Source organism: Phormidesmis priestleyi BC1401 (genome assembly GCF_001650195.1).
GTDB classification, from domain to species: Bacteria; Cyanobacteriota; Cyanobacteriia; order Leptolyngbyales; family Leptolyngbyaceae; genus Phormidesmis_A; species Phormidesmis_A priestleyi_B.
The window spans coordinates 1-22655 of the sequence record NZ_LXYR01000031.1 but is presented as its reverse complement, the minus strand read 5'-3'; the positions used below and the strand labels follow the sequence as shown (position 1 = coordinate 22655).

The following is a 22655-nucleotide window of genomic DNA, read 5'->3' as shown; positions in this document are numbered from 1 at the left end:
CAAGGGTACTGTTGTCTCTGGCTACTCTCTCTACACTTGGAATTAAACAATCAGCTTCTCAAAGAGTTACGCAACGGGAAGCCTTAAAGCGTTTGTGATGTTCGGCTGTATAGGTTCTAAACAAGTTGGCTGTCAACATCGCGATCGGTCGCAACATTGCTGGTGTGTACTGGCGATCGGACGCAGCGGCATCTCTGAAATTAGATGAAGAGGTGGCGATCTGTATCCTCAAAAATCAAAGAGTAACGTTCAACAAAGACTTTCACGGCTTTACGCTTACCAAGTTTGATGGAGAGACAATTGCTGTGTAATCAGTGAAAGCACATCAATTTGTAAAATCTGTTGCACCTTAATAAATTCACGTTCCTTAGTGCAACTTTTTTGATTAAAAAAGAAGTGTTTAGCCATCCATCTCTGGCATTGTGTCAAACTGCACGATGACCAAAACGGTGGGTTCATTGCCAACCGTTCCTGAAAGGTGCCCTTTATGTCCCTGTGCGTCTTCTGTCGTATTCTGATCTGCGCCAAACGAAATTTCACCCGCACCCATTTCTACCCGTTGCCCATCCATCGTTTCTACAAACCAGCGTCCCGACAGAGGAATAATCCACTGGGGCTTTGGGTTCTCGTGCCAGGTTCCAGTCCAGCCGACAGGCATCACGGTAAAGCTGAAGGTGCCACCTTGCTGCTTTACCTGCCCTAACCACTGAGGAGAGGCAGGAGGCGCAATGCTTTTGAGTTTAAAGTCCTGAATTTGACGACGGGATTGATGGCTGACTCCCGCTTGATCCGTCCAAACGTGCCAATAGTCAACAGTAGGCGGTGACTGATCTTGAGAAGAGTGTTGTTTTGATGTCCGATCGTTCATGATTTGGTTAGCTTCCTTGTTTCTAATTTCAACTGCTTGTACGTTTGTACGAAATCAAGAATGGGCTACCCGATCGTCCCTGAAAATTGCCGACTAGACCCAAGAACTTAGTGCTCATTCCTACGCCCTGTTAATGATTTAGCCTCAACGAAGATATTACGGATGTCGGGATAATGACTACGAATTGTGGATTCCAGTCGCTCGATCGCTTGGGTCACCGCTTCAGCAGATAACGTGCGATCGAACTGAATTTCGATGTTTAACAGCACTTCATGAGGACCGAAGTAAAGGGTCAATAGCTTTAAGACGTCATCAACAGCGTCATCCTCTAGAACGAGCGATCGCAGTTGTTTTACTGTGGCAGCATCGGCACCTTCACCAATTAACAAACCCTTACTTTCACGCGCTAAAAGAATCGCAACGATCGCTAGAATAATTCCAATTACAATTGACGCGATTCCATCTAGGTAAGGATTGTTGAGCGAGTGCCCCAAAAACACGCCTAGAAATGCCACTAGCAAGCCCAACAGAGCCGCCGAATCTTCAAATAGCACCGTAAAGATCGTGGGATCTTTACTAGCTTTAACCGCTTGCCAAATCGTTTGATTTCCGACAGAAGGTAGAAGCTCTTTCAATGCCACCGACCAGGAAAAGCCTTCAAATACCATTGCGATCCCCAGTACAACATAATTCCAGGTTGGATCTTCAATGGGGTTAGGGCGAGTCAAATGGCTAATGCCTTCGTAGATAGACATACCGCCTCCAATGGCAAAGATCAAAATAGCAACAATCAGCGTCCAGAAATAAAGTTCCTGTCCGTGACCAAAGGGATGTCTATCATCTGGAGGTCGGTTACTGAGATGAATTCCTAACAACAGTAAAAGCTCGTTTGTGGTATCGACGACCGAGTGAATGCCCTCGGACAACATTGCAGAGCTTCCAGTGATCGAGGCTGCCACAAATTTGGTGATGGCGACCACCAGGTTAGCGGCGATCGCCGCGCAGATTGTTTTATGAGCGCCCCCAGTTGTCATGCTGTCTTACCAAATATACAAAAGTGAAAATAAGATCATCCAAATGACATCGACGAAGTGCCAAAACAGCGTCGTTGCGCTTACTCCAAAGTGACCGTTGCTGTAGTTATTGGGAGTGAACGATCGCACCAGCATAATTATCTGTAAAATTACCCCGCTGAAAACGTGCAAGCCATGAAAGCCCGTCAAGATATAGAACGTTGCACCAACCAAACCCGTTTTCAACCCAAAATTGAGTTGGCTCCATTCAATGCCTTGCCCAACTAAAAAGTAGGTTCCCATTAGAGAAGTCAACAGCCACAACACGCGAAATTTATTCAGATGATGACGACTGAGCGATCGTTCTGCAAATTGAATGACAGCACTACTAGAAAGCAGGATTACCGTGTTGATGATGACAAAAGTAGATAACTCTGGTCCTGAAACTCCTGGAGGCAGCCAATTCGGAGTTGTGAGTCGGAGTACAGTGTAAGTGAAGAAGAAACTCAAGAAAATGATGCTTTCTGACAGCAGAAATACTGTAAATCCAAACATTCCTTTGCCATGATGATCTTCATGGCTACCCCCTCCGCTTGGTAAAAATCGTTGAAGCCAGTGGGGAAACCTGTGCCGCAGGCGTTCGAGGTCGATCGGGCTTTCATCAGCATGAACAAGTCTAGGTCGGGATGAATTACTCATCGTTAGAGCCTTCCTCCCCTGATTGGGTTACAGTGCCTTCGCCGTAGGCTATGGGATTACCATAGTTGTAGGGTGGAAAAATCACTTGAGGAATTTCGGCAAAGTTCTCTCTGGGCGGAGGCGAGGAGGTTGTCCATTCCAGACCCGTTGCCTCCCACGGATTGTCCGTTGCTCTGGGTCCATCCAATACCGAGCCAATCATATTAGCAATGAAAGGTAAGGTTGACACTCCCAGTAAAAAGGCTCCTAAACTGGCAAGGATATTCCAGCCCTGATATTCTGGTGGATAGGAAGCAATCCGACGCACCATGCCCTGTAAGCCCAATGGATGCATGGGGAAAAACGTTAGATTTGCCCCAATAAACGTCAGCCAGAAATGTAGTTTACCCCATCCTTCGGCATACATCCGTCCCGTAATTTTAGGAAACCAGAAGTAAACGGCAGCAAAGATTGCCATTGTGATGGTATTGAAGACGATGTAGTGAAAATGTCCCACTACAAAGTAAGTATTATTGACATGAAGATCAAAAGCATTGGACGCGAGCATGACACCCGTAATGCCCGCAAAAATGAACATGGCAGCGCCACCCATCGCAAACAGCATGGGTGTATCCAGATGCAGCTTGCCTCGCCAGATGGTTGCAGTCCACCCAAATACCTTGACTCCAGTCGGCACAGCGACCAGCATTGAGGTGATAACAAACAGAATTCGCATCCATTCTGGTGTGGCACTGGCAAACATATGGTGCGCCCAAACAAAGATGCTAACCATCGCAATGCCTAAAGACGCGATCGCCAACGATCGATAGCCAAACAAGGGATTACGGGAAAACGCAGGTAGCACCTCGGCAATAATGCCAAACGCAGGCAGCGCCATCACGTAAACGGCAGGATGAGAATAGAACCAGAAGAGATGTTGATAAATGATCGGATCGCCGCCCTCCGACGGTTTGAAAACGCTTGTCCCAAACGCCAGATCAAACATGAGTAAGATCAGTGCTCCGGTGAGCGATGGCAGGTTAATCAGTTGCAGCAGTTGAGCACTGAGAACCGACCAGACAAAGACGGGCATCCGAAAGAAGGTCATGCCGGGTGCCCGGAGCCAAACGATCGTGGTGATAAAATTCACGGCTCCCATGATGGAAGAAATGCCCAGTAGCATCACGCTGATAATCCAAACCAGTTGTCCAGATGGAGCTTGAAAACTTACGGGCGGATAAGACCACCACCCTGCCTGAGCTGGACCGTTGGGCAGCAGAAAACTGGAGATGAGCAGCAGTCCAGCCGGAGGAATGATCCAGAACGAAATCGCATTCAGCAGTGGAAACGCCATATCTCGCGCCCCAATCATCAAGGGCACCAAATAGTTTGACAGTCCTGCGTTAAAGGGAATAATCCACAGGAAAATCATTACCGTGCCATGCAGGGTAAAGAGCGCGTTGTAGAGGGGGCGATCGACCAGATTTAACTCAGGTGTCATCAGTTCTGCCCGCACGAACATTGCCATCAAGCCGCCAATCAGAAAAAAGATGAATGTCGTGATCATGTATTGCACACCGATCACTTTATGATCGGTGCTAAAGCGAAGAATGTGTCGCCAGGTGATCGCTTCGGCTTGAGCAGATTCAGGGTCGTTGCTGCCGCGACCGATCAAGGAATTATTCATGAGTCACCCCCCTGAACCGGAGCGGATTTGGCGATCGATTCAGTCGATGTCGGATTCCATCCCGTTTTGAACAGCGTTTTGGGCGGATGCAGTTGTTCTGCAATGGTTGGATTCGTTCCATCAAGGGGCTGTTGAGCCGTCGCAGCCAGCCACTGATTGTAAGCATCTCTCGACTCCACATACACATCCGCTGTCATTAATGCAAAGTAGGTGCCGCTATACTGCGAGTCTTGCAGACGATATTTACCTACCCGGTTCGGCGTTACAACTAAATCAATATCACGTCCGGGAATAATATCTTGTTTAAGGCGAAAAGCTGGCACATAAAATCCGTGAATCACTTCTTTTGCCCGCAAATCCAGCCGAGTTCTTTCATTCACAGGTAAATGCAATTCATGGCTGGTGATTTGGTTCGGATAGCGAAATGCCCATTCCCACTGTTTCGCCATCACCTGAATTTGTTCGGTTGCAGGTTTGGGATAATCTGAAGCGGAATTTGGAGTGTCTGTAGCAGCGTAGGCAGGAGAATCGAGAGAATGATGGACAATTTGTTGAAGCCCCAAAATGTTGAGTTGGCTATAGATATTAATATCTTGAGCCGCAATCCACAGCACTAGCAGCGTTGGAGCGACTGTCCAGAGAATTTCCAGCTTCACACTGCCTCTAGCCGGATGCCCTTCACTGTAGTCATCCGGCTTCGCCCGAAAGAATAAAACAGAGTAGAGCATCATGCCGACTAACCCCAGCAACACAAATGTGCCAATAGACACCAAAAAACTAAATAAATCATCTACGCGTTGAGCTTCTGCAGTTGCCTGAGGCGGCATCCAGGTATAGGCTTGCTGCCCCATCCAGCGACTGATAAGCATCAGCCCAGCGATGAAGATAGCTAGCAGAAAGTATTCGAGAATCTTTAACATTCCAGTTTCATACCAGTGCAGCTTCGAGTGACTGCATATCTGAGTTGCAGCATTGGGCGGACTGTAACAGAAAACAACAGGTTCCATATCTAGCTAAAGGAGGGCTATGAGCCGCATACCCTCAGACGTTCGCTATTTTACTTCAGAGAATTCTAAACACGTTTAACTAAAATGACTTCCCTCTAAAGAACAGACAAAATTTCACGCCTATTTCATTTTTTGATGGAACCCTTTACCAGCAGGACTCTTGCCACTCTGACTATAGACGGACTCTTGATGCAATAAATAGCTTCATAATCAAACTGCCGTCGTGCCTTTGCGATCAAGCCTGACTTTAGAAAGCTTTGGAGTCTTGTTTGATTCTTATTGCAATTCAGCAATGCTTGCTCTATCGGAGCGATCCGACTTTAGAACATGACTCATTTCACATCTTGTAAACCTTACTTTTTTAGTCCTTTCCAGTCCGATTCAAACCGACCACTGTTTGTATTTCTACCAGGGATGGACGAAACTGGAAAAGAGTTGATGACACTTCAAACGGCTGGACTGGAGGCTGTATTTGATGTCCGTTGCTTCGTCATTCCTGCCGATGCTCTCGATAGCTGGGACTCACTTGCACAACAATTGATTGCCTTAACCAAAGCTGAACTTGAGAAAGCACCACGATCGGTTTACCTCTGTGGCGAATCGTTTGGAACTTGTGTGGCACTCACCGCACTGACACAAGCTCCTGAACTGTACGATCGCATTATTTTAATCAATTCAGCTTCTTCGTTTCACCGCGTTCCGTTGCTGAATCTCGGTTCGTTTCTGCTTTCCTGGACACCTCAATTTTTTTACGATTTTTCCTCAATACTGGCGTTGCCTTTTCTGGCTCAAATCACGCGGTTATCTCCAAAAGCTCGTAATGCTCTAATCAAAGCAACCCAAGATGCTCCCAAGCGAACCGCAGAACAGCGCTTAGAGTTGCTCAGAACGTTCAAAACTGATGAAATAAAGCTACAGAAAATTACTCAGCCAGTGTTGGTAATCGGTAGTCAAAACGATCATCTTTTGCCTTCAGTGAATGAAGCATATCGACTCGCTAAAGTCTTCCCTAATACACAGGTTTTTACCTTGCCCCATAGCGGTCATGCCTGTCTAGTCGAAAAGGATGTGGATCTAGTGGCGATTTTGCAAGCCGCCAACTTTTTACGCTGGTAGGGTTCGTCGGGGGTCCCTTGATGATCTTCTTACTGGTGCTGCTCTTTCGCGCTTTTCTGAAGCCAAAGCTCGTACCGCAGGCAAAATGAGTGTCTTTATGCTGGCGACCTTTTGAGCAGCAATGGCAGGCGCGGCATTCATCATTGAACTGTTGCTTCAGCTATTACATCTGGTGCCCAGCGATCGCAATGCTCAAGTTTTAGATGCAGGCATTAGTTTTAACTACACAACGATTCTCAGCATCGTTTTCTTGGTTCTGGCTGTTATCCTCGTGACTCACTTTGTCAAGACAGGAGAACCTGATGTACTGCGGATGATGAATCATCCTACCAAAAAGCATGAACAGCGTAGTCATCATGCTCATCATTAAATGTCAGAAACGCTTGCTTTAGCCCGCTTTTGCTTTAGGCTCAAGTAGATCACTAAGCTTGAAATAACACAGAAGAAGAGGATGCTAGTGTTTGTTGCACCATAACCAAACCCGCCATTTGACCGAGGTTGCGTCAGCAAATCGCCTAGTGATGCTCCTAAAGGACGAGTCAAAATGTAGGCAATCCAAAAGGCTAGAACTTCATTCAGTCTCAAGTAATAGTAGCTGATCGCTGTCAGCGAGATCGCAGCCCCAAATAGCAGTAAAGCTTGAAAATAGCCCAAGTTCAACGCCTCTGCGAGATAGTCTCCGGTCGCCGTTCCTAATGCAAACGCCAGTAAAATCGCAATCCAGTAGAACAGTTCTCGCTTTGCCGTGTGAATCGAGTGCATTGCTAAAGTCTTTTCATTGGCATACCAGATAGCGAAAACGATCGCTAAGGAAACCCCAAAAATGATATTTGTTGTAACTAAACTCACCCCAAGCTTATCCACGAGTCTGTCCGTGATCAGCGTACCCACAATGCTAGCAAGCACAACCGCAAACCAGTAGCTGACTGGAACATAGCGTTTTAGCCGAAACTGATTGAGTAGTACTATCAGTAATACGCCGCTCATGATATACGAAGTCGTCGCTAACCCAAACCCTAATGTAGTGGATAAAAAGTCTGCTGCGGTTTCGCCCACTGTAGTTGCTAGAACTTTGATGATCCAAAAATAAATCGTAATTTCTGGAACCCTATTTAACGGTTTATTCATGATCGATGCTCCAATGATGTTCTACAAATAGAATCGGTTAACTGTTGAAGGCTCCTAGATGGTCTTACTAGAAGCCTTCAAGACTAGAACTAAATCAGACTAACCATCATTGGTTTCGCCATCTCCATCACCTGCCGATTGAGGAACTTGAACGCTGCTGCGGGGTTGCGTCTTCTCGTCACTCTCACTGTTTGGAGTGCTTGTACCGAGGACAGTACCATTGCCTGCATCCACAATGACTTCGTTCTGCCCGATCGCAACAGCATAAACTAAACTACCGTTTTCATTTTCCAGTTTCATACTGCTGGCAGTTCCTTTTGCAGCCGTTTCCGCCGATCGCTGAGCTTGTTGAGGCGTGATTTTAGCAAAGGATTGCAGCGTTTGAGCTTCCTGGGTTCCCTTTGCATCATCATTGGTTTCACCGTCTCCATCGCTCTTTTCCGCCTTCGGATTGCTGGCTTTAAGCTGAGAGACAGAAGCGTTTTCTGGTACTTCTGTCGCAGGGTTGGCTTCACCATCTCCATCACTTTTTTCGGTCACTTGAGCAGCGGGCATAACGGCAACCGGAGATTGAGTTTGAGCAGCGTTGACCAGCTTGGCTAAACCACCAAGTCCGAGTGTACCGATCGCAACAAGAGTCAAAATGAGTTTTGTTGAAGTTTTCATTGAGTCAAATCTACCTAAGATTGGTTTGCTATTTCACTGTAGGCACTGAAAGTCAAGAACTTGGAAAGATATGAAAAAAGGTATGACTCACCTCTAAATCCAGGACAAAAGATTTAGGGCTTGTCGATACTGCTAGTTTTGGCTGTGCAGATTCAGGAAAATCTGCCGGAGAACATCAAAGCCAGTGCGAAAAATACTTCTGGCTTTGCATCCATGCTTTTTAATTTTGAGGGGCTGATGTTCCACACACCACTGCCCAAGGCGATGTGCCCAACAGAACGTTAAGGTCAGGAGTGCGATGAGCTTCCTCAATCGGTCTCGGTCTTTGAGATGCATGGACTCTAGGCAAAAACCCTGTGGTTTTGCTATCCGATCGTCTGGATTTTGGGTGCAGAAGGATTCCGAGTGCTCAGTGTTGAAGCTGAAACTGCCTGCTACGCGATTCTCGATCTATGCGCTAAAGTTGGGTTCGGTTTCATTCTCACGTCTGCAAGTCAGGATGTACTGGCTCAAGCAAGTAACAGCGATCGCATCCTTGAAGCAGTCTAGGCTTATATGGATGAACCTACTTCTCATCATTAATCTAACCATCGTGAATAGAAAAATGTTGGAGTGACTTCAACATCCCAACTATCATCATCTTGCGAAAGCAACCAACGATACTAAGCACAAACTTAAAGCTGATGCAGTGATGAGAGCATGTTCAACCCGACGATCGCTGTGATACTGACAACAAGTAGAGAAAGCCCAACGTAGATAATCAATTGTCCACCATGATCAACAGTGGGATCATTTTGAATGTTGGAAGGAGACTGCGAGGCGGTTGAAGCAGGTAAAGGACTAATCGGCTATGAGCGCACTAAAATTGATTATTTCAATGTGACCTTGATAATGCTAATATCAGCTCTTCAAACGGTTCGTAGTATTCTTCGGTCAGGACGTTATATTAACCATTCCCATGTCTCAATATATGAACTGTCGTATTGTGAATACCAAATTCATCGCCCAATTGTGCCCCCAGCGTGCCATGCAGGTAGAGCGCTCCTAGCAGAACAACGCCCACCAGTAAATAACTCCATTGCACCTCTCTAGGACGATCTTTACGCCAGCGGTAGCGCTGTAATCCCCGCCAGGCCGCCATTCCAACGATCACCGCCAGCAATAAAATGCCTCCCAATCCATGCAGCAACAGCGTTGACTTGGCATCTAAACCCCAATTGCTGACTTGATTGGTTGGTGGAGTCGCTAACATCAGCTCAAAAAAGCCAGCCGCAATGGTAAAAAACGTGATAACTGTCGCCCCTACCAGGTTGTACCAACCAACCTCATAAAAACCTGCACGAATGGCGGGAAGTGCTAAAAACTTAAAAATGGGTTTTCCCAGTGGAAACAGCGTTCCAGCAATGTCAAACAGGATGGCGATGATGACCAGCCCTAAGGTCAGGTGAACAAGCTGAGGATGAATAGGAATCGGGTAAGGCAGTCCATTTGCTCCTAGCTTTAATCCGGGTAAATCCATCAGTAATATCATTATTTCAAAAGCCCTTGTTCAGTTGCTTCTACCACAGGTTCTACATGCAGACCGTAGACCCAAACGAGTTGACTTCCCAGCATCATTTGAAAAAATACTAAACAAGTTAAAAGAGTGGTAACTCCTAAATAAATCGGAGAAACTTTCAAGGGATTTTGATGGCGCATGACAAAACGCCAAGCAGTGATTGCAACTAAAAAAGCAGCCAAAGACCAACCCATGATGGTATGCAAACTGAGTGTTGATTGAGCGGCTGCTTGAGGCTGTGCTAGACCTGCTTCAAATTGACCAAATATGACTGCGAGAAAAATCGAAATTGCAGCGACAATTAAGTTCCAGAGACTAACTTCAAACAAACGAGGTCGGTGAGTAAAGTAACCCGATACATCACAAATAAACGAGAAAAATACCATCGCAATCACAAAGTGAACGATGATGGGGTGAAGCGGATCAGGATAAGGAAGCCCCTGCTGATTAAGCGATAAATGAAACATTGGTTTATTTATAAAGATTTTGTTAGATGAGATTCGTGTTCCTTACGAAAAACAGCTATTTATCATTCATTCAACAGAATAGTGAAGTCAGCATGAAAAATATCTATCTCTTTAGGCAGACACCTCATGATTTAGAGGAAGCCGCACTATAAAAGTACTGCCTTTTCCAAGCTGGCTGTGAACGTGAATGCTACCCTGATGCCTTTGCGCGATCGCCTGATAACTCCATGCTTGATTGCCATCCAGAAACCAATTTACAATATAGGCTTGATGAGACAGGACTTGCTTCGCAGCAATCCCCAAATCAGATTCACCTTCAACTAAGGAGATTTCCTTTAATGAATTTAACTATCTATCTCCCATGAGGGTTCTGAAAGTCAAAGTCCCCCAGAATTGGGGCTTTCCAAGATTGGTAACTTCTTCGTCAGAAACCTCCTCAGATCAACCGCATCGCTACAAAAATGTCTTGTTTAGTGCCTGAAGCATAACTGTGTTTTAACGATCGTCCGATAGGGATCGGGCAATGCGTCGGGCGATCGCGGCTCCCATCACCACACCTCCGACTATCCCAGCCGTTTTGACAACTTGCTTCACGCTATTAGTTTGGTAGCGTTCGACCACTTCATCCTTCAGCCATTCTGTTGTGGCTTTGAAGTTATGAATTGGTGTCGGCAATAGCTCTAAATATGTACCTTGGCGAATCAGATGTCCTACTTCTCCTGTGACTTCAATCGTGTCAAAAATATTGGCAGCACTGTTGTTCAATCCCAGCTTGAGTAAGGTTCCGCGCAAATTGACTCTGGCAGGCTTCAAGGCATATCCCAACGCTGAGGCGCACAAGTTATAGGCGATCGCTGCTCCCTGCTGATAGGCGACCTGTGCCGTTGGCGGTAAGGGCTTTGGATTGGGATGATGGTTTTCGGCACTAGTCGTTTGATCCGACTGGCTTTCCGCTGGCTCATAGGCATCGCCACTTCCTGATTTTGGCTGCAAATCCATCGCGCAATCCCCACCTGCAAAAACCTCTGGAAAATCAGGCAATTGTAGTGTTGGGGTGACGCTCAACCGCCCATGTTTGTCTCGATGTTCATCTGGAATGGGCAACGACTTGATGAGTGGATGGGTAGTCGTTCCCGTTGTCCAAATGATCGTTCCAGCATCTAGAGTTTCTGTTTTGTCATTGCGCTGATACTCCAAGCGATCGAGATGAATAGCCGTTACTTTAGCTCCAATGATCACCTCTACAAGGACAGCACGTTCTTGCAACGCTTGCTCTGCTGTTGTCCGCAGTTGGCTATTAACATCCCCTTCGAGCAGTTCTCCGTGGTTCACCAGCAGCACTCGGACTTCTTCTACATCCCCCCCCAATTCGGCATACCACTGCGGCAGAAAATCTGCTAAAGTTGCCGCCATCTCAACCCCAGACGGTCCTCCTCCCACCACGATGGTGGTTAACAAGCGACGACGCAGATCTGAATCTTGTAGCTGAATTGCTCGTTGCAGCCGATCTCGCAGATGCCGATCAATGGCGATCGCATCGTCCTGTGTCCGAAAAGGCAGAGCATTCTCCTTCGCCCCTTCTACACTAAAATATCCGGTCACACTTCCTAAGCCGAGAACCAGATTGCTGTACCCATAGCAGTCGCCACCTACCAGTTGGATCTGCCGTTGCTGCAAATCGATCGACTCCACACTTCCCTGTACAAAGATTACTCCACTACGTTGTAGTAGCTCTTCGTACCTGGGCATGACCTGTCCTGCATCCATTTCACCACTGAAGTATTCATATAGCAGTGGTTTGAAACAGAAGCGATCGTTTTGATCAATCAAAATGACGGAGCGTGGATAATGCTGATGGCTAAGATGCAGAGCCGCGAACAGACCTGTAAAACCACCACCCAGAATTACAGCTTGGTAAATAGGAGTTGCCATAGTACACCTTTGAACAGTTAGACAGTTGGCAGTGAAGGAAAACAGGAAGCTCTGCCTTGAGCAATTGTTAAGCGACCTCCGAAGGAAAATTGCTTTTACTGGCTTGGGATCAATTGGTTTAATTTCATGGTAAACCAGAGTAAGCCCAAATTCATCTCTCTTCTGTATGAGAAAGATCTGGCTACTAAAAATCGCTAATCTCTCATCTCTAGAGCGTGTCATCAGTTGAGCCAGACTACGGAAGCAGCGAGATAAAAGCACCCAAAAAGTTCCTGGCTCGCTTATCGTAGCGGGTGGCGATGGCTCGATATTGCTTGAGTTTGGCAAAGAAGTTCTCAATGAGATGGCGGGCTTTGTACAACTCCTGGTTATACTCTCGCAGATGCTTACGGTTGCGTCGAGGCGGAATCACTACCGTCTTCCTCTGTGCCTGAAGCGGCTCAATCACCCGTTCGTCAGCATCGTAGCCTTTATCCGCAAGCACTGTATTGGCAGCGAGGTCGGGCAGGGGTTCATCGGCTCCTTCTAGGTCACTGGCTTGTCCAGGAGTCAGATGAAAGCGGATAGGGTTGTCCAGCGCATCCACGACCGCATGAATCTTGGTACTCAATCCCCCTTTACTGCGACCCATCGCTTCTGAGTCTGGCTCCCCCCCTTTGCCCCCGCACTGTGTTGGTGGGCGCGTACAATTGTGGAGTCAATCATCGCGTATTCATTATCCGCGTCCTCTGCCAAGTGCTGAAACATTCGCTCCCATACTCCAGTCTTTAACCAACGGCTGAAGCGGGTGTGAACGACCCGGAAATCCCCAAATCGCTCTGGCAGGTCTCGCCACGGGATGCCTGCTCGATAGCGGTACAGCACCGCTTCGATAAACAACCGATTGTCTTTCGCTGTCACTCCTACATACCCGTCGCGCCCGGGCAGTAAGTCCTTAATCCGCTCCCACTGGTCATCTCTGAGCGCGTAACGTCGAGTCGTCATGGTAGTTCCGTCAGTTCTTCTCAAGCATGGCTATTCCCAGTTTAGCTAATTGATGACACGCCCTAGCAGATCCGGCTAATTCTGCTTGATAAGCAGTCGCAATAAAGAATGTGTCAGAAGTTGTGATCACAGACTGCTCCTGTTTCCCCAAGCGTTCTATCCGATGTACAGACTTGGGACTTGCCGGGTCGAACTCAGTAAATTCAGACTGACGGATTTGAATATACTGGGGACAATTACCAAAGCATTGTTCTACCTGTACCTCAAAGCGATCACTCCGAGCTGCGATCACAACCTCGTTTATCCGGTTGCGCCGACGAGTCTGTAATTCGATGCCTAGCAACCCAATATCAATCCCATCTGCGAGAGTGGTTAACAAAGGATCACCAAACAAAGGTTTCGCGACAACTTCCAGGGTGCGAGCGTCAGGAGTAGAGAGAAATCCAGGATTTCCAACCAAAATAGAAGCCCAGGGATTACCTGACGCATCGACTGTTCCCACAAGGACGTAAGGTAATTGGGCAAAAAACTGTCGACGTTGACCGGGAAGAAACTCCCGAATCACTCGCCGTCCTTGCTTATCGCTCTGTTCTTGAACTCCTAGTCGGGCTTGAATTGCCAATTCGCCTGCATGAAAAGGAGATTCGGTGCGAGTCCAACCTGAGAGTGTCATGATGCTTTCTCTCCATTCAAGAGGAACAGATTAAGCTGAAGGTGCCGCCAGTTCTTTCATCGGAACATAGCCTGGTAGTTGTTTCACGTGATCAACCCAGGTTTGCACATGCGAATAGGGACTCAGGCTGATCTTCCCTTCGTGGGCAAACTCAACCACTGGAAAGCAAGCAATATCCGCGATCGTTGGAGCATCTCCTACGAGCCACTGGTGAGCAGAAAGATAGTGATTAAGAACTTCTAAAGATTTCTCAGCTTGAGCAGTGGCTCTGTCAATCTCAATGTTGAGGCGGGTGACAAAGTTAATTCCTTGTCCTCCCAAAAGATGACGTACTCTCGCCGCTGCCAACCCGATCGCCAGTTCTTTCGCTGCGAACGACAACCAGGCTGTGATTTGTGCAATTGTTGAAACCTGTCCATCTAGCGTTCTCGAACTACTGGAAATTTCGCACAAAACGAGAAGAGTTCGTAATTCCCAATTCTTGATCTGTAGCTAACTGCAGCAATAGATTTTGTGTTTATGATGAGTTTACAGACGATCGCTTTAATTGGGTTAGGTATGTTGGGGTTTGCGGTGTCGCCCGCGCAGGCAGAAGAATTTACAACGACAGCGCAGCAAGGAAATGTGAAAGCTGAACTGTCGTACGAGAAAGTTCTAGAAAACGGAATTCCGCAAGCGAGAAATGTACGGCTGAAGATTCAACGATCGAGACGATCTATCTTTGATCAACTGCTGAAAATTTCCGAATTCGATCGCCCGCTGGCTTTCTTTACTGGCAGTGGCGGTCTAACTGTTCAAGATCTCAACGGCGATAACAATCCTGAAGTGATCACAGATATCTTTACGGGTGGCGCACATTGCTGCACGTATTCATTGATCTATCAATACAATCCGCAACAAAAACAATACGTTGAGTCTCGCGCAAATTGGGGAAACTTGGGCTACCGACTGCGGGATCTAGATGGTAATGGCAAAACGGAGTTCTATAGTGCCGATGATCGCTTCGCCTACGCATTCACAAGTTATGCAGGTTCAGCCTTTCCCGTTATGATTCTGCGATTTGAGAATGGTTCAATGGTCGATGTGACGCGGCAATATCCGAAGCAAATTTATGGCGATGCGTATCGACTGTGGCAAACCTATCAAGAACGATCGACATCAGGAGGAGATGCGACAAAGGGAGTTCTAGCGGCGTATCTTGCAGATAAGTATCTGTTGGGTCAGCAAGAAGACGGGTGGAAACGGGTGGAAAACGTTTATCAGGGAAGCGATCGATCTGAGTTTTTCGGCAGTCTGCGGAAGTTTTTGAAAGAGACGGGATACGCGAAATAGCTGCGATCGTAAATACCAAACTCTCATTCATTTGGTAACGCTTCGATCTCAACCAGTCCACCGGGAACGGTATCCACCCGCAGTCGATACCCTCGAAGATATCGAAAAGAGCTTCGCTTCCATTCCCCAATGTTGCAACATCGCTGTAGCTCCGGGGCAATTCTAGTTCTGCAATCTTGCGGTTCGCTTATTTTCAAGGTGGGTCGTCAGATTGAGGTTCAAGGCGAGAATAGATCTCCATTGGCAAGTTCATTAACTGCAAAATCCTCTGCTGTAGGGGACTTAGAACAGTTAGATCTGCATAGACTTCTTCTTTAACGTGAATGAGAACCAATGTGATTTCTTTGAAACTAGATAGGAGTCTTTCGGTGGTGGGATGGGCTGTTGAACGCTTGGGATTACCCGCATACAACCCAGCTATCTCAATCTTTTCAAGGGCAATCGCGCGCCGTACCTGGAACTCGACTAGCGTCAGTAATCTCAGCCCGATTGTAAGCAACCGAATCAACCCTTTAATATGGTCTTCACGTTGGAGAAACATTGGTCGCAGCGAGAGGGGTTGTCCTTTGAGTCGTCCAAATCCTCGCTCAATCAAGTACTCCTGTCGATAGACAATGACCGCCTCAGAGAGAGACAATTCTGTTTGAGGATGATTGGTGGCATAGACTCGCCACCCCAATCCCTGCATTTGCTGCTCAACCGCAGTCATGTCTAGCGCAAAGTCCACTTGAAATCGTCGTTTTTCAATCTCATCAAGGGTCGATTCCCCGTCCCTTGGGGCGTAAGAAGTGCTAAGAAGTGGCTGTTTCATACTCCGTCCGCTTGCGGCGGAGTTGTTGATTCATCCGAGCAGATCTATCTCGATATCGGCGTTGGGATTGTTGCTCTACTTGCTCTTGGAATTTCAATTGAAATACAGACTGAACCCGGTGCTTCGAGATAATCCTCTCAACCCCTTGGACAAAGCTATCGAGATCTGGAAAGAGTTTCCTTCCTCGACGAGGTTGATTAAGAGTTTCCAACTCTTTTTGAGTCTTGTCGATACGGGCTTGGAGAGCTTTTTTCTCCGCCTTGGCATGGGCGATGGAATAGACGACTAAGCGTCGTTCTTTCCAAGTCGATGGGGCACCTTCTTTTGTGAAATTGCAAGTATGTAATTGCTCAAACCCTTGAGCAATAAGCGTCATTGTTCCATCGGCATAGTTATAGATCACGTCCTCCAGTTTGACCGGATCTTCCTTTACGGGTAATAGATACTGCTGTAAATCTTCTGGACTGACCTGCGTTTTGGACAGCGGGCATAAATAATAATCGCCCCCTGAGTGAATTAAATGTCTGGTACTCAAACTGCTCATTTTGCAGTCTCCGACATACAGCAGTCCCCTGATCCCAATCGTGGCTCTGACCTGATGCACTGCGGGTTCATACAACGGATCATCGGCACAGTTTCCGGCTACAATCTCACTCGCAATCGGTAACCCTAATGGGTCAAGGGTTGCCAACATCAGTTTGAGTTGAGCTAAGTCAGGTCGATGGTCTTTGCTATGACCTCGTTGAAATAGTCCTTCTTCATTGGCATTCCAAAAACTACTGACTGATGTGCTATCCAGACGGACTCGCTTGGGACTGAGGTCGTAGACTTGTAATTGACGCTGGCTTAAAGCTTCCTCAAAGCTTTTCCAGGAACTATCTTTGCTCAGATATCTCAATAAACTCTCTAAGCGATCATCACTCAGATCCAGTCCCCGTAGGTCTTGACCTAAACTCACCCCAACCGTCTCAAGATGATGCTCTACCCAGCCTTGAACTTGATTGAGACGATGGTCGGCTTGCGACAGAATGTGACTGAGCCACACTACGGCAACCTGTCCTAAACTCAGCCCTTGCCAACTGCCATGCGTCGGAAAGTGCTCATCCAGCAGTTCTTGAACACCCATTCGTTTTAGCTGTGCTAGGAGCAATGGGATATCATCAACTCGTTCAGTCGTAACGGCTACAGGCTTATTCATTGATAGACTTTAGCCCAATGTGACCACCTCACTCAAAAATGGGCGAACCGTGAGTAAGTATTCCCTAAGTGGGAAGATTGCTGAAGGTACAAGTGTTTCAGTCGCTTCAGTTGTTGTCTACTTAGGGAACAGTTACCCGGTTAAACGAGAAGAATTTTCCCTAAGTTTCGCGGTGTAGGTAGCGGAGCTACCTACACCGCTGCTTCCAAACAGGGAGCAGGATTTCGAGACTTAGGGAAAACTGGGACGGATTAGCGCATTTCTATTCCCTAAGTATTTTAGTCACCGGGCGTTTATCGGCGCTTCTCTGTCAGTCCTTCAATCGCTACAGGAAAGGGGTTGTCTCTATCAAACCCAGCTCGACGTTTGATAGAGTTGGATGCCCTTACTTATTAGACGACAGCTATTCTCAGGCTTCGCGACCGCTAGAACAAATGCTCAAACCCGCACGGGGCGCTCTGGTGGCTCCGCCTAACCGAAGGCAACGCTTCTACGTGTAGCTTGGGCTTTCAGCCCTTGGGAACCTATGCACTGAAAGTGCATAGTGGTTCAGTAATCCTATACCTTTTTGCAATGGAACCAGCTTTCGCGTGGGTGCACTTTGAGTCAAAGTAGACAAACTGACAGGCGCACAAACCACAGAAGCAATGAGTCGACGCAGGTGTGAAAACAGAGCCACTGAACAGTTTGAAGGAATCGCTCGTTATGCCATACTATGCCCAACCCGATCGCATTCCCACCGTCTTGGAGGCACTCACCCACCAAACGGTAGATCAGTTGAAAGTGTTGGCAAATCTATTGCCAGCGGGAAAAATTCCAACGCGCAAGGCTGAATTAGTAGACTACGTGCATCAGCAGTTGCAGGGCGAATCCTTGAAACGCCTTTGGCAACAGTGCGATCGCCTCCAGCAAGCCGTAATCTCAGAAGTTGTGTATGGTGCCGACGGTCGCTACCAGGAAGCACGTTTTGTGAGCAAGTATGGTGAGAAACCCAAATGGGGAACGGGCGATCGCTATTCCTACAGTTACAAACCTTCGCTCCTGGCATTATTTTTCTATAGTTACACGATGCCTCAGGATTTGAAGGCACAGCTGAAGGCGTTTGTACCGCCGCCAGAACCAACGCGGATTCAAAGTATTGAAAGCCTACCGACCACGCTTTCTCGCACTGAGCGGGAATACGACCCCAGTAATCGCAAACAGATCGACCGTGCTATTGAATTACCGTTGCTGTCGCAGGAGACGGAGGCGATCGCACGGCGAGACCTGCAAACTGTTTTACGGTTGGTTGATTTGGGCAAAGTTGCGATCAGCGATAAGACCTTTCATCCGACAGGCGCGACGTTGACGGCGATCGCAGATGTGTTGGAAGCAGGAGACTATTACAGCGAGTGGACAGAAACCCAATCACCTGGAGGCTGGAAATACGATCATCCCATTGAACCGATCAAGCCCTTTGCCTGGGTGATGCTATTACAGGCAGGCAAATTGGTGGAATTGAGCGGCAAGCGGCTGAACCTGACAAAAGCAGGGCAGAAAGCCCTGAATGAGCCATCGGAAAAGACGCTACAAGCCATCTGGAAGCACTGGCTGAAAAATACACTGCTGGATGAATTGCGACGGATTGACAGCATCAAAGGGCAAACCGGTAAAGGCAAACGTAGCTTGACCGCTGTTGCTGGGCGACGCAGTAAAATTGTCGAAGCGCTCAAAGATTGTCCTGCTGGGCGATGGATTGCTCTAAATGACTTTTTTCGCTACATAATCGCAGCGGGTTACGAATTTGAGGTCAGCCGCAATCCTGAAAGCCTGACGTTGGAGGGGTATGGATCGCTCTATGATGCCAGTTTTCTAGTTTTAGAAGCACGCTATATTCTATGCTTTTTGTTTGAATATGCCGCTACTCTGGGCTTGATGGATGTAGCCTATATCCATCCTGATGATGGCGTGTTCAATTTTCAAAAAGGTAGGGATCTGGATTACTATTACGGCAGATCGCTCAGTCGGTATGATGGTCTAACCTATTTTCGGCTCACGTCGTTGGGAACATATTTTCTAGGTTTGAGCGATCGCTACACTCCGGCAACGCTGCCACAAAAGCAAGTTCTACGCATTTTGTCAAATCTTGAAATCGTAGCGGTGCAACCACTCACTCGCGCCGATCGCCTTTTCCTTGATAATTTTTTGCAACCCCGTTCCGATGCTGTCTGGCAATTAGATCCAGGTACGTTGCTAGATGCGATCGCGCAAGGACGAAGTGTGGATGAACTGCGAACGTTCCTCATCGCCAGTAGTAGCGAAGCCCTACCACAACCTGTAGCCCAGTTTCTTGCCGACTTGCAGACCCGCACTACCAGCTTGCAAGATCTGGGTTCTGCCCGACTGATCCGCTGTAGCGATACGGCACTGGCAAACTTGATTGCCAATGACTCTCGCACCAAAGCGTTTTGTTTTCTGGCAGATCAACCAAAAGCCATTACCGCTGGACAAGCCTGTTATCTAGTCGTGCCCCTTGAGACCGAAACCAAGTTCCGCAACGCGTTGAAAAAGTTAGGCTATAGCCTTCCTGGTCTCAACTGAGCACAATCGCGCTCAAAAAGGGTAACGTGAGGTCATTAAGCGCCTAATTTGGATAAGGTCAGTAGATTGCAAAGTCAGCCTGAGCCAGGGAGATAAATTGCTGTGATGACCGGAAATCGTCGTTCAACCGCATGACTCAAGAACTCTAGCAGGGTTTTGAGGGGCAGCAATGCCTGGTAAACAAGCCGCCCACCGGGTCTAGGAGAACTCACGAAATGCCACAGTAAATAGACTCAGATCTTGCACCTTTCTCAACAAGCCACTTTTTTGACGAGAAACCAGGGTTTTGAAGCTTACTTAACGGCGGAAAATCGGGTTGATGATATTGGCGCAAGATCTGAGTAGACCCAGAGATTGACCAAGATGAACGCTAACGCCACAAACAAAAGCCGAAGATTCGATTCAGTGCGCCAATCATGATCCTAGTCCAGATTGAGACCGTTGTGCTTGATCACAGGCGACGATGTGAAGTCTCAATCGAGTGATTGACAGACACATTAAGGTTTTCCCCGCTATACCACCCGTCGGAAAACCCAGTGCTTTAATGGTAGTGAGTCACCCGGTAAGTTTGGCATGACTGAAGACCTTGATCCCGCTTTGCACGTTGATGTCTTAGTAGCAGCCCTCCGTCTGGATTGTCAGGAAGCGAGCGATTTGCTGGAGTTTCTGTCCCAAAAATTGACACAAGCGTTACCGCAAGCAACCACCATGACGAGATCGGGTGGTTTGTTCACCAAAACCCACCCAGTCAAGGAAATTTTGGTGCGGTTTGATGACTACCATTACCAGATCACTCGCGAACAGCATGGTTCCGTGACCGCTAAAAGCTTGAAAGTGGTGCGGGGAGTGGTACTGAAGACGACAGAACTGTCTGTTGACCAATGGACTACAGAAATCGCCCAACAACTGGCGCAACTGGCAGAGCGCAGTGCCCAAACCCGACAGGCGTTAGATAAATTTGTCCTGGGAGGTTGAGCGATGGCGTTTTGGGAATCGGCAGAGGCTAAAAGTCGGCGAGAAGCGCACGAAGCTACCCACAGAGCGCTAGAGCGGGGGCAAATTCCTTACCGTGCCCGTCATCGCTTGGAGCAACAACGACAGCGGGATGATCGCTTCTTTACCAGCGACCTCACCTCCAACGAACACCTGCTGACCCGCGAAGCTGGCTATGAACCGCTCGGGCTGGTGATGGGAACGGCTTTCTATAAAGTCAGCTTTTGGGGCTACTTCAACAGCTACCGCACCTTTACCGGAGAACTCACCAGCCTCAGTCAGGCTCAGTTGGCAGCCCGCGAACTGGCGATCGCCCGTCTCCAGCAGGAAGCCATGCTCCTGGGTGCACATGGCGTGATTGGCGTGCGGCTGCAAATGGGAGCCTATGACTGGAGTGCCCAAACGGTGGAATTTACCGCGATCGGCACGGCCATCCGCATCCCCAACCGGGACCCTGACCCCCACCCCTTCACCAGCGACTTGAGTGGACAGGAGTTCTGGCAGTTGCATCAGGCAGGCTACTACCCCAGAGGGTTGGTGCTGGGCATCTGTTCCTACTACGTCCACACGGATTGGAACACCCGCAACCTGACCAGAGGCGGCTTTTTGGGCAGAGGCAGCAGCCAGAACCAGGAAATTACCCCATACACGCAGGGGTTTCAGCTAGCCCGTTACCTGGCAACCGAGCGTCTCACCGCCGATATCCGTCAACATGGGGGTGAAGGTGCCGTTGGCATGCACATTGACATGGGTATCGAAGATATCGAATATGAACTGAATAAAACCACCTATCACGACCTGCTGGCACATTTTGTGGCTATGGGTACCGCCATCATCCATGATCCGCAGCCTGTAGCGGGCGATCGTCAAACTCCCTTGCTCTATTACGACCTTGCCCAAGGCAAAGTCTCCCAACTTGAAGTCAGCAAACCACCAGCACGCTAAGCAAAATGACCAACTCTTCCCTCCCCTCCGATCTTCCCGCCCATGCCCGTGAACGACTGCTGGCGATGCGGGGTAAAGATGAAGCCCATCGCCTGTTTACCAGTGACCTGACCGTCAATGAATTTTTGTTGGTCAAAGAAGCGGGCTTTGATCCAGTGGGCATGGTGGTGGGTTGCTCTATGTATCACATTGGCTATCAGTGGGCAGGCATTAACCAGAACATGGAAATGACCGTCCTTTCTCAAGCCATGTACCATGCGCGCGAACTGGCAATGAGCCGCATGGAGGAAGAAGCGGATGCTCTCGGTGCCGATGGCATTGTGGGCGTGCGGTTGACGGCCAAACACATGGAATGGGAACCGAACATGGCAGAATTTGTGGCGATCGGAACGGCAGTGCGTGCCCGCAACCCTGACCTTTCCTACCGCACCCTGGACAACAAACCGTTCACTAGTGACCTCTCCGGGCAAGACTTCTGGACGCTTCTCCGGGCGGGCTATCGTCCCGTTGGCATGGTGATGGGCAATTGCGTTTACCATGTCGCCTACCAGGGCTTTGGGCAGTGGTTCAAGAACATCGGTAAAAATGTGGAAATGACTAACTTCACCCAGGGGTTGTACGATGCCCGCGAACTCGCGATGGAACGGATGCAGGCAGAGGCGATCCACTTGAAAGCAGAAGGCATTGTGGGCGTCCAATTGCATGAGGGGCGCTATTCCTGGGGTGCCCATGTGATTGAGTTTTTTGCCGTGGGGACGGCGGTCATCCCCCTTCGCGCGGATCACCACATCCCGACCCCACAGCTGATGCTATCCGTGAATGATTAGGGGCTAGAGCCGACACAAAGGGCAAAAGGGGCAAGCTGAGGACAGACCGCCAACAGTGCCCAGGTTCCTGCAGGAATTGAGTTAAACTCAATCCCCTCATGCTTTACGCTGACATTAACTGCTGAATTCGCTCTGGCTCCTCGCCTAACCAATCAGGATTTTGAGCAGTGCCATCGAAGATTGATGAGGTTT

At 48.2% G+C, this 22655-nt stretch carries 25 protein-coding genes and 2 pseudogenes; 9 read left to right on the top strand and 18 right to left on the bottom strand.

The window, feature by feature from the left end:
* The first annotated feature begins 125 nt into the window (after window positions 1–125).
* The gene (locus tag A8707_RS16045) at window positions 126–311 is read left to right on the top strand and encodes a hypothetical protein (protein ID WP_068818259.1); all 186 of its coding nucleotides are present in this window, start codon (window positions 126–128) and stop codon (window positions 309–311) included.
* Between the two features lie 89 nt (window positions 312–400).
* Here A8707_RS16045 and A8707_RS16040 read toward each other — a convergent pair whose 3' ends face one another.
* From A8707_RS16040 to A8707_RS16020, 5 genes are all read right to left on the bottom strand, one after another.
* Window positions 401–868 (bottom strand): cupin domain-containing protein, encoded by a 468-nt coding sequence (locus tag A8707_RS16040; RefSeq protein WP_068818258.1) that lies wholly within the window; start codon window positions 866–868, stop codon window positions 401–403.
* Window positions 869–975: 107 nt separating this feature from the next.
* On the bottom strand, window positions 976–1902 hold the full coding sequence (locus A8707_RS16035) for a cation diffusion facilitator family transporter (protein ID WP_068818257.1): 927 nt from the start codon (window positions 1900–1902) through the stop codon (window positions 976–978).
* Window positions 1903–1908: 6 nt separating this feature from the next.
* On the bottom strand, window positions 1909–2580 hold the full coding sequence (locus tag A8707_RS16030) for a cytochrome c oxidase subunit 3 (protein ID WP_068818256.1): 672 nt from the start codon (window positions 2578–2580) through the stop codon (window positions 1909–1911).
* Window positions 2573–4246: a cytochrome c oxidase subunit I gene (gene ctaD, locus A8707_RS16025; RefSeq protein WP_068818255.1), complete on the bottom strand. Its 1674-nt coding sequence runs from the start codon at window positions 4244–4246 to the stop codon at window positions 2573–2575. The genes A8707_RS16030 and ctaD overlap by 8 nt, the downstream gene beginning before the upstream one ends.
* Window positions 4243–5166, bottom strand: coding sequence for a cytochrome c oxidase subunit II (locus A8707_RS16020; protein ID WP_068818254.1), 924 nt, complete (start codon window positions 5164–5166; stop codon window positions 4243–4245). The genes ctaD and A8707_RS16020 overlap by 4 nt, the downstream gene beginning before the upstream one ends.
* 414 nt (window positions 5167–5580) lie before the next feature.
* Between A8707_RS16020 and A8707_RS16015 the strand changes: the two genes are divergently transcribed.
* Both A8707_RS16015 and A8707_RS16010 read left to right on the top strand, forming a co-directional pair.
* Window positions 5581–6369 carry an alpha/beta fold hydrolase gene (locus A8707_RS16015; protein WP_068818253.1) on the top strand — a complete coding sequence of 263 codons (789 nt, stop codon included), beginning with the start codon at window positions 5581–5583 and terminating at the stop codon, window positions 6367–6369.
* Window positions 6370–6490: 121 nt separating this feature from the next.
* Window positions 6491–6739, top strand: a complete 249-nt coding sequence (locus A8707_RS16010; protein ID WP_068818252.1) for a hypothetical protein — start codon at window positions 6491–6493, stop codon at window positions 6737–6739.
* On the opposite strand, the gene A8707_RS16005 is transcribed toward A8707_RS16010, so the two are convergent.
* The 3 genes and pseudogenes from A8707_RS16005 to A8707_RS30850 all read right to left on the bottom strand — a co-directional run.
* Entirely contained in the window at window positions 6736–7497 is a 762-nt protein-coding gene (locus tag A8707_RS16005) for a COG4705 family protein (protein ID WP_068818251.1), read from the bottom strand. The genes A8707_RS16010 and A8707_RS16005 overlap by 4 nt on opposite strands.
* A 99-nt stretch (window positions 7498–7596) precedes the next feature.
* Window positions 7597–8163 (bottom strand): PepSY domain-containing protein, encoded by a 567-nt coding sequence (locus A8707_RS16000; protein ID WP_068818250.1) that lies wholly within the window; start codon window positions 8161–8163, stop codon window positions 7597–7599.
* Window positions 8164–8295: 132 nt separating this feature from the next.
* A pseudogene (locus A8707_RS30850) lies at window positions 8296–8526 on the bottom strand (IS4 family transposase); the annotation flags it as partial.
* 42 nt (window positions 8527–8568) lie between these two features.
* Between A8707_RS30850 and A8707_RS26940 the strand changes: the two are divergent.
* Window positions 8569–8712 (top strand): G protein-coupled receptor family protein, encoded by a 144-nt coding sequence (locus tag A8707_RS26940; protein ID WP_231948104.1) that lies wholly within the window; start codon window positions 8569–8571, stop codon window positions 8710–8712.
* 397 nt (window positions 8713–9109) lie between these two features.
* Here A8707_RS26940 and A8707_RS15985 read toward each other — a convergent pair whose 3' ends face one another.
* From A8707_RS15985 to A8707_RS15955, 7 genes and pseudogenes are all read right to left on the bottom strand, one after another.
* The gene (locus A8707_RS15985) at window positions 9110–9694 is read right to left on the bottom strand and encodes a DUF2231 domain-containing protein (RefSeq protein WP_068818247.1); all 585 of its coding nucleotides are present in this window, start codon (window positions 9692–9694) and stop codon (window positions 9110–9112) included.
* On the bottom strand, window positions 9694–10188 hold the full coding sequence (locus A8707_RS15980) for a DUF2231 domain-containing protein (RefSeq protein WP_068818246.1): 495 nt from the start codon (window positions 10186–10188) through the stop codon (window positions 9694–9696). Before A8707_RS15980 ends, A8707_RS15985 begins: the two co-directional genes overlap by 1 nt.
* A gap of 111 nt (window positions 10189–10299) precedes the next feature.
* Entirely contained in the window at window positions 10300–10491 is a 192-nt protein-coding gene (locus A8707_RS29130) for an ATP-binding protein (protein ID WP_074382516.1), read from the bottom strand.
* 192 nt (window positions 10492–10683) lie between these two features.
* Window positions 10684–12120 (bottom strand): NAD(P)/FAD-dependent oxidoreductase, encoded by a 1437-nt coding sequence (locus A8707_RS15975; protein WP_068818245.1) that lies wholly within the window; start codon window positions 12118–12120, stop codon window positions 10684–10686.
* A gap of 235 nt (window positions 12121–12355) precedes the next feature.
* Window positions 12356–13104 (bottom strand): annotated as a pseudogene (locus tag A8707_RS27610) (IS5 family transposase).
* Between the two features lie 10 nt (window positions 13105–13114).
* Entirely contained in the window at window positions 13115–13777 is a 663-nt protein-coding gene (locus A8707_RS15960) for a hypothetical protein (protein ID WP_197484798.1), read from the bottom strand.
* A 30-nt stretch (window positions 13778–13807) separates the two neighbouring features.
* Entirely contained in the window at window positions 13808–14230 is a 423-nt protein-coding gene (locus A8707_RS15955; protein ID WP_068818244.1) for a glutathione binding-like protein, read from the bottom strand.
* A 66-nt stretch (window positions 14231–14296) separates the two neighbouring features.
* Between A8707_RS15955 and A8707_RS15950 the strand changes: the two genes are divergently transcribed.
* Window positions 14297–15109 (top strand): hypothetical protein, encoded by an 813-nt coding sequence (locus tag A8707_RS15950; protein WP_068818243.1) that lies wholly within the window; start codon window positions 14297–14299, stop codon window positions 15107–15109.
* Window positions 15110–15302: 193 nt separating this feature from the next.
* Here the strand turns inward: A8707_RS15950 and A8707_RS29770 are convergent, their stop codons facing one another.
* Together A8707_RS29770 and A8707_RS29125 are read right to left on the bottom strand one after the other, a co-directional pair.
* On the bottom strand, window positions 15303–15920 hold the full coding sequence (locus tag A8707_RS29770; protein ID WP_231948103.1) for an IS1634 family transposase: 618 nt from the start codon (window positions 15918–15920) through the stop codon (window positions 15303–15305).
* Complete coding sequence (locus A8707_RS29125; protein WP_068818242.1) at window positions 15901–17118, bottom strand: IS1634 family transposase; 1218 nt, start codon at window positions 17116–17118, stop codon at window positions 15901–15903. The genes A8707_RS29770 and A8707_RS29125 overlap by 20 nt, the downstream gene beginning before the upstream one ends.
* A gap of 705 nt (window positions 17119–17823) precedes the next feature.
* Here A8707_RS29125 and A8707_RS15935 point away from each other — a divergent pair.
* Window positions 17824–19698: a helicase-associated domain-containing protein gene (locus A8707_RS15935; protein ID WP_068818241.1), complete on the top strand. Its 1875-nt coding sequence runs from the start codon at window positions 17824–17826 to the stop codon at window positions 19696–19698.
* A gap of 74 nt (window positions 19699–19772) precedes the next feature.
* Here the strand turns inward: A8707_RS15935 and A8707_RS28250 are convergent, their stop codons facing one another.
* Window positions 19773–19910 carry a hypothetical protein gene (locus tag A8707_RS28250; protein ID WP_156518632.1) on the bottom strand — a complete coding sequence of 46 codons (138 nt, stop codon included), beginning with the start codon at window positions 19908–19910 and terminating at the stop codon, window positions 19773–19775.
* A 361-nt stretch (window positions 19911–20271) separates the two neighbouring features.
* On the opposite strand from A8707_RS28250, the gene A8707_RS15930 reads away from it, so the two are divergent.
* The 3 genes from A8707_RS15930 to A8707_RS15920 are packed head-to-tail and all read left to right on the top strand — an operon-like array spanning window position 20272 to window position 22463.
* Window positions 20272–20673, top strand: a complete 402-nt coding sequence (locus A8707_RS15930; protein WP_068818240.1) for a hypothetical protein — start codon at window positions 20272–20274, stop codon at window positions 20671–20673.
* Window positions 20674–20676: 3 nt separating this feature from the next.
* Entirely contained in the window at window positions 20677–21636 is a 960-nt protein-coding gene (locus A8707_RS15925) for a heavy metal-binding domain-containing protein (protein WP_068818239.1), read from the top strand.
* A gap of 5 nt (window positions 21637–21641) precedes the next feature.
* Entirely contained in the window at window positions 21642–22463 is an 822-nt protein-coding gene (locus A8707_RS15920; protein WP_068818238.1) for a heavy metal-binding domain-containing protein, read from the top strand.
* Window positions 22464–22655: the final 192 nt, after the last annotated feature.

What these genes read in the sequence shown, in the direction of transcription:
- A8707_RS15920 (WP_068818238.1), top strand. Translation starts at nt 21,642, where the DNA reads ATGACCAACTCTTCCCTCCCCTCCGATCTTCCCGCCCATGCCCGTGAA.
- ctaD (WP_068818255.1), bottom strand. Translation starts at nt 4,246, where the DNA reads ATGAATAATTCCTTGATCGGTCGCGGCAGCAACGACCCTGAATCTGCT.
- A8707_RS16000 (WP_068818250.1), bottom strand. Translation starts at nt 8,163, where the DNA reads ATGAAAACTTCAACAAAACTCATTTTGACTCTTGTTGCGATCGGTACA.
- A8707_RS16005 (WP_068818251.1), bottom strand. Translation starts at nt 7,497, where the DNA reads ATGAATAAACCGTTAAATAGGGTTCCAGAAATTACGATTTATTTTTGG.
- A8707_RS15975 (WP_068818245.1), bottom strand. Translation starts at nt 12,120, where the DNA reads ATGGCAACTCCTATTTACCAAGCTGTAATTCTGGGTGGTGGTTTTACA.
- A8707_RS15950 (WP_068818243.1), top strand. Translation starts at nt 14,297, where the DNA reads ATGATGAGTTTACAGACGATCGCTTTAATTGGGTTAGGTATGTTGGGG.
- A8707_RS15980 (WP_068818246.1), bottom strand. Translation starts at nt 10,188, where the DNA reads ATGTTTCATTTATCGCTTAATCAGCAGGGGCTTCCTTATCCTGATCCG.
- A8707_RS29770 (WP_231948103.1), bottom strand. Translation starts at nt 15,920, where the DNA reads ATGAAACAGCCACTTCTTAGCACTTCTTACGCCCCAAGGGACGGGGAA.
- A8707_RS16010 (WP_068818252.1), top strand. Translation starts at nt 6,491, where the DNA reads ATGGCAGGCGCGGCATTCATCATTGAACTGTTGCTTCAGCTATTACAT.
- A8707_RS16020 (WP_068818254.1), bottom strand. Translation starts at nt 5,166, where the DNA reads ATGTTAAAGATTCTCGAATACTTTCTGCTAGCTATCTTCATCGCTGGG.
- A8707_RS16035 (WP_068818257.1), bottom strand. Translation starts at nt 1,902, where the DNA reads ATGACAACTGGGGGCGCTCATAAAACAATCTGCGCGGCGATCGCCGCT.
- A8707_RS16040 (WP_068818258.1), bottom strand. Translation starts at nt 868, where the DNA reads ATGAACGATCGGACATCAAAACAACACTCTTCTCAAGATCAGTCACCG.
- A8707_RS15925 (WP_068818239.1), top strand. Translation starts at nt 20,677, where the DNA reads ATGGCGTTTTGGGAATCGGCAGAGGCTAAAAGTCGGCGAGAAGCGCAC.
- A8707_RS15985 (WP_068818247.1), bottom strand. Translation starts at nt 9,694, where the DNA reads ATGATATTACTGATGGATTTACCCGGATTAAAGCTAGGAGCAAATGGA.
- A8707_RS29125 (WP_068818242.1), bottom strand. Translation starts at nt 17,118, where the DNA reads ATGAATAAGCCTGTAGCCGTTACGACTGAACGAGTTGATGATATCCCA.
- A8707_RS15930 (WP_068818240.1), top strand. Translation starts at nt 20,272, where the DNA reads ATGACTGAAGACCTTGATCCCGCTTTGCACGTTGATGTCTTAGTAGCA.
- A8707_RS15960 (WP_197484798.1), bottom strand. Translation starts at nt 13,777, where the DNA reads ATGACACTCTCAGGTTGGACTCGCACCGAATCTCCTTTTCATGCAGGC.
- A8707_RS15935 (WP_068818241.1), top strand. Translation starts at nt 17,824, where the DNA reads ATGCCATACTATGCCCAACCCGATCGCATTCCCACCGTCTTGGAGGCA.
- A8707_RS16015 (WP_068818253.1), top strand. Translation starts at nt 5,581, where the DNA reads ATGACTCATTTCACATCTTGTAAACCTTACTTTTTTAGTCCTTTCCAG.
- A8707_RS16030 (WP_068818256.1), bottom strand. Translation starts at nt 2,580, where the DNA reads ATGAGTAATTCATCCCGACCTAGACTTGTTCATGCTGATGAAAGCCCG.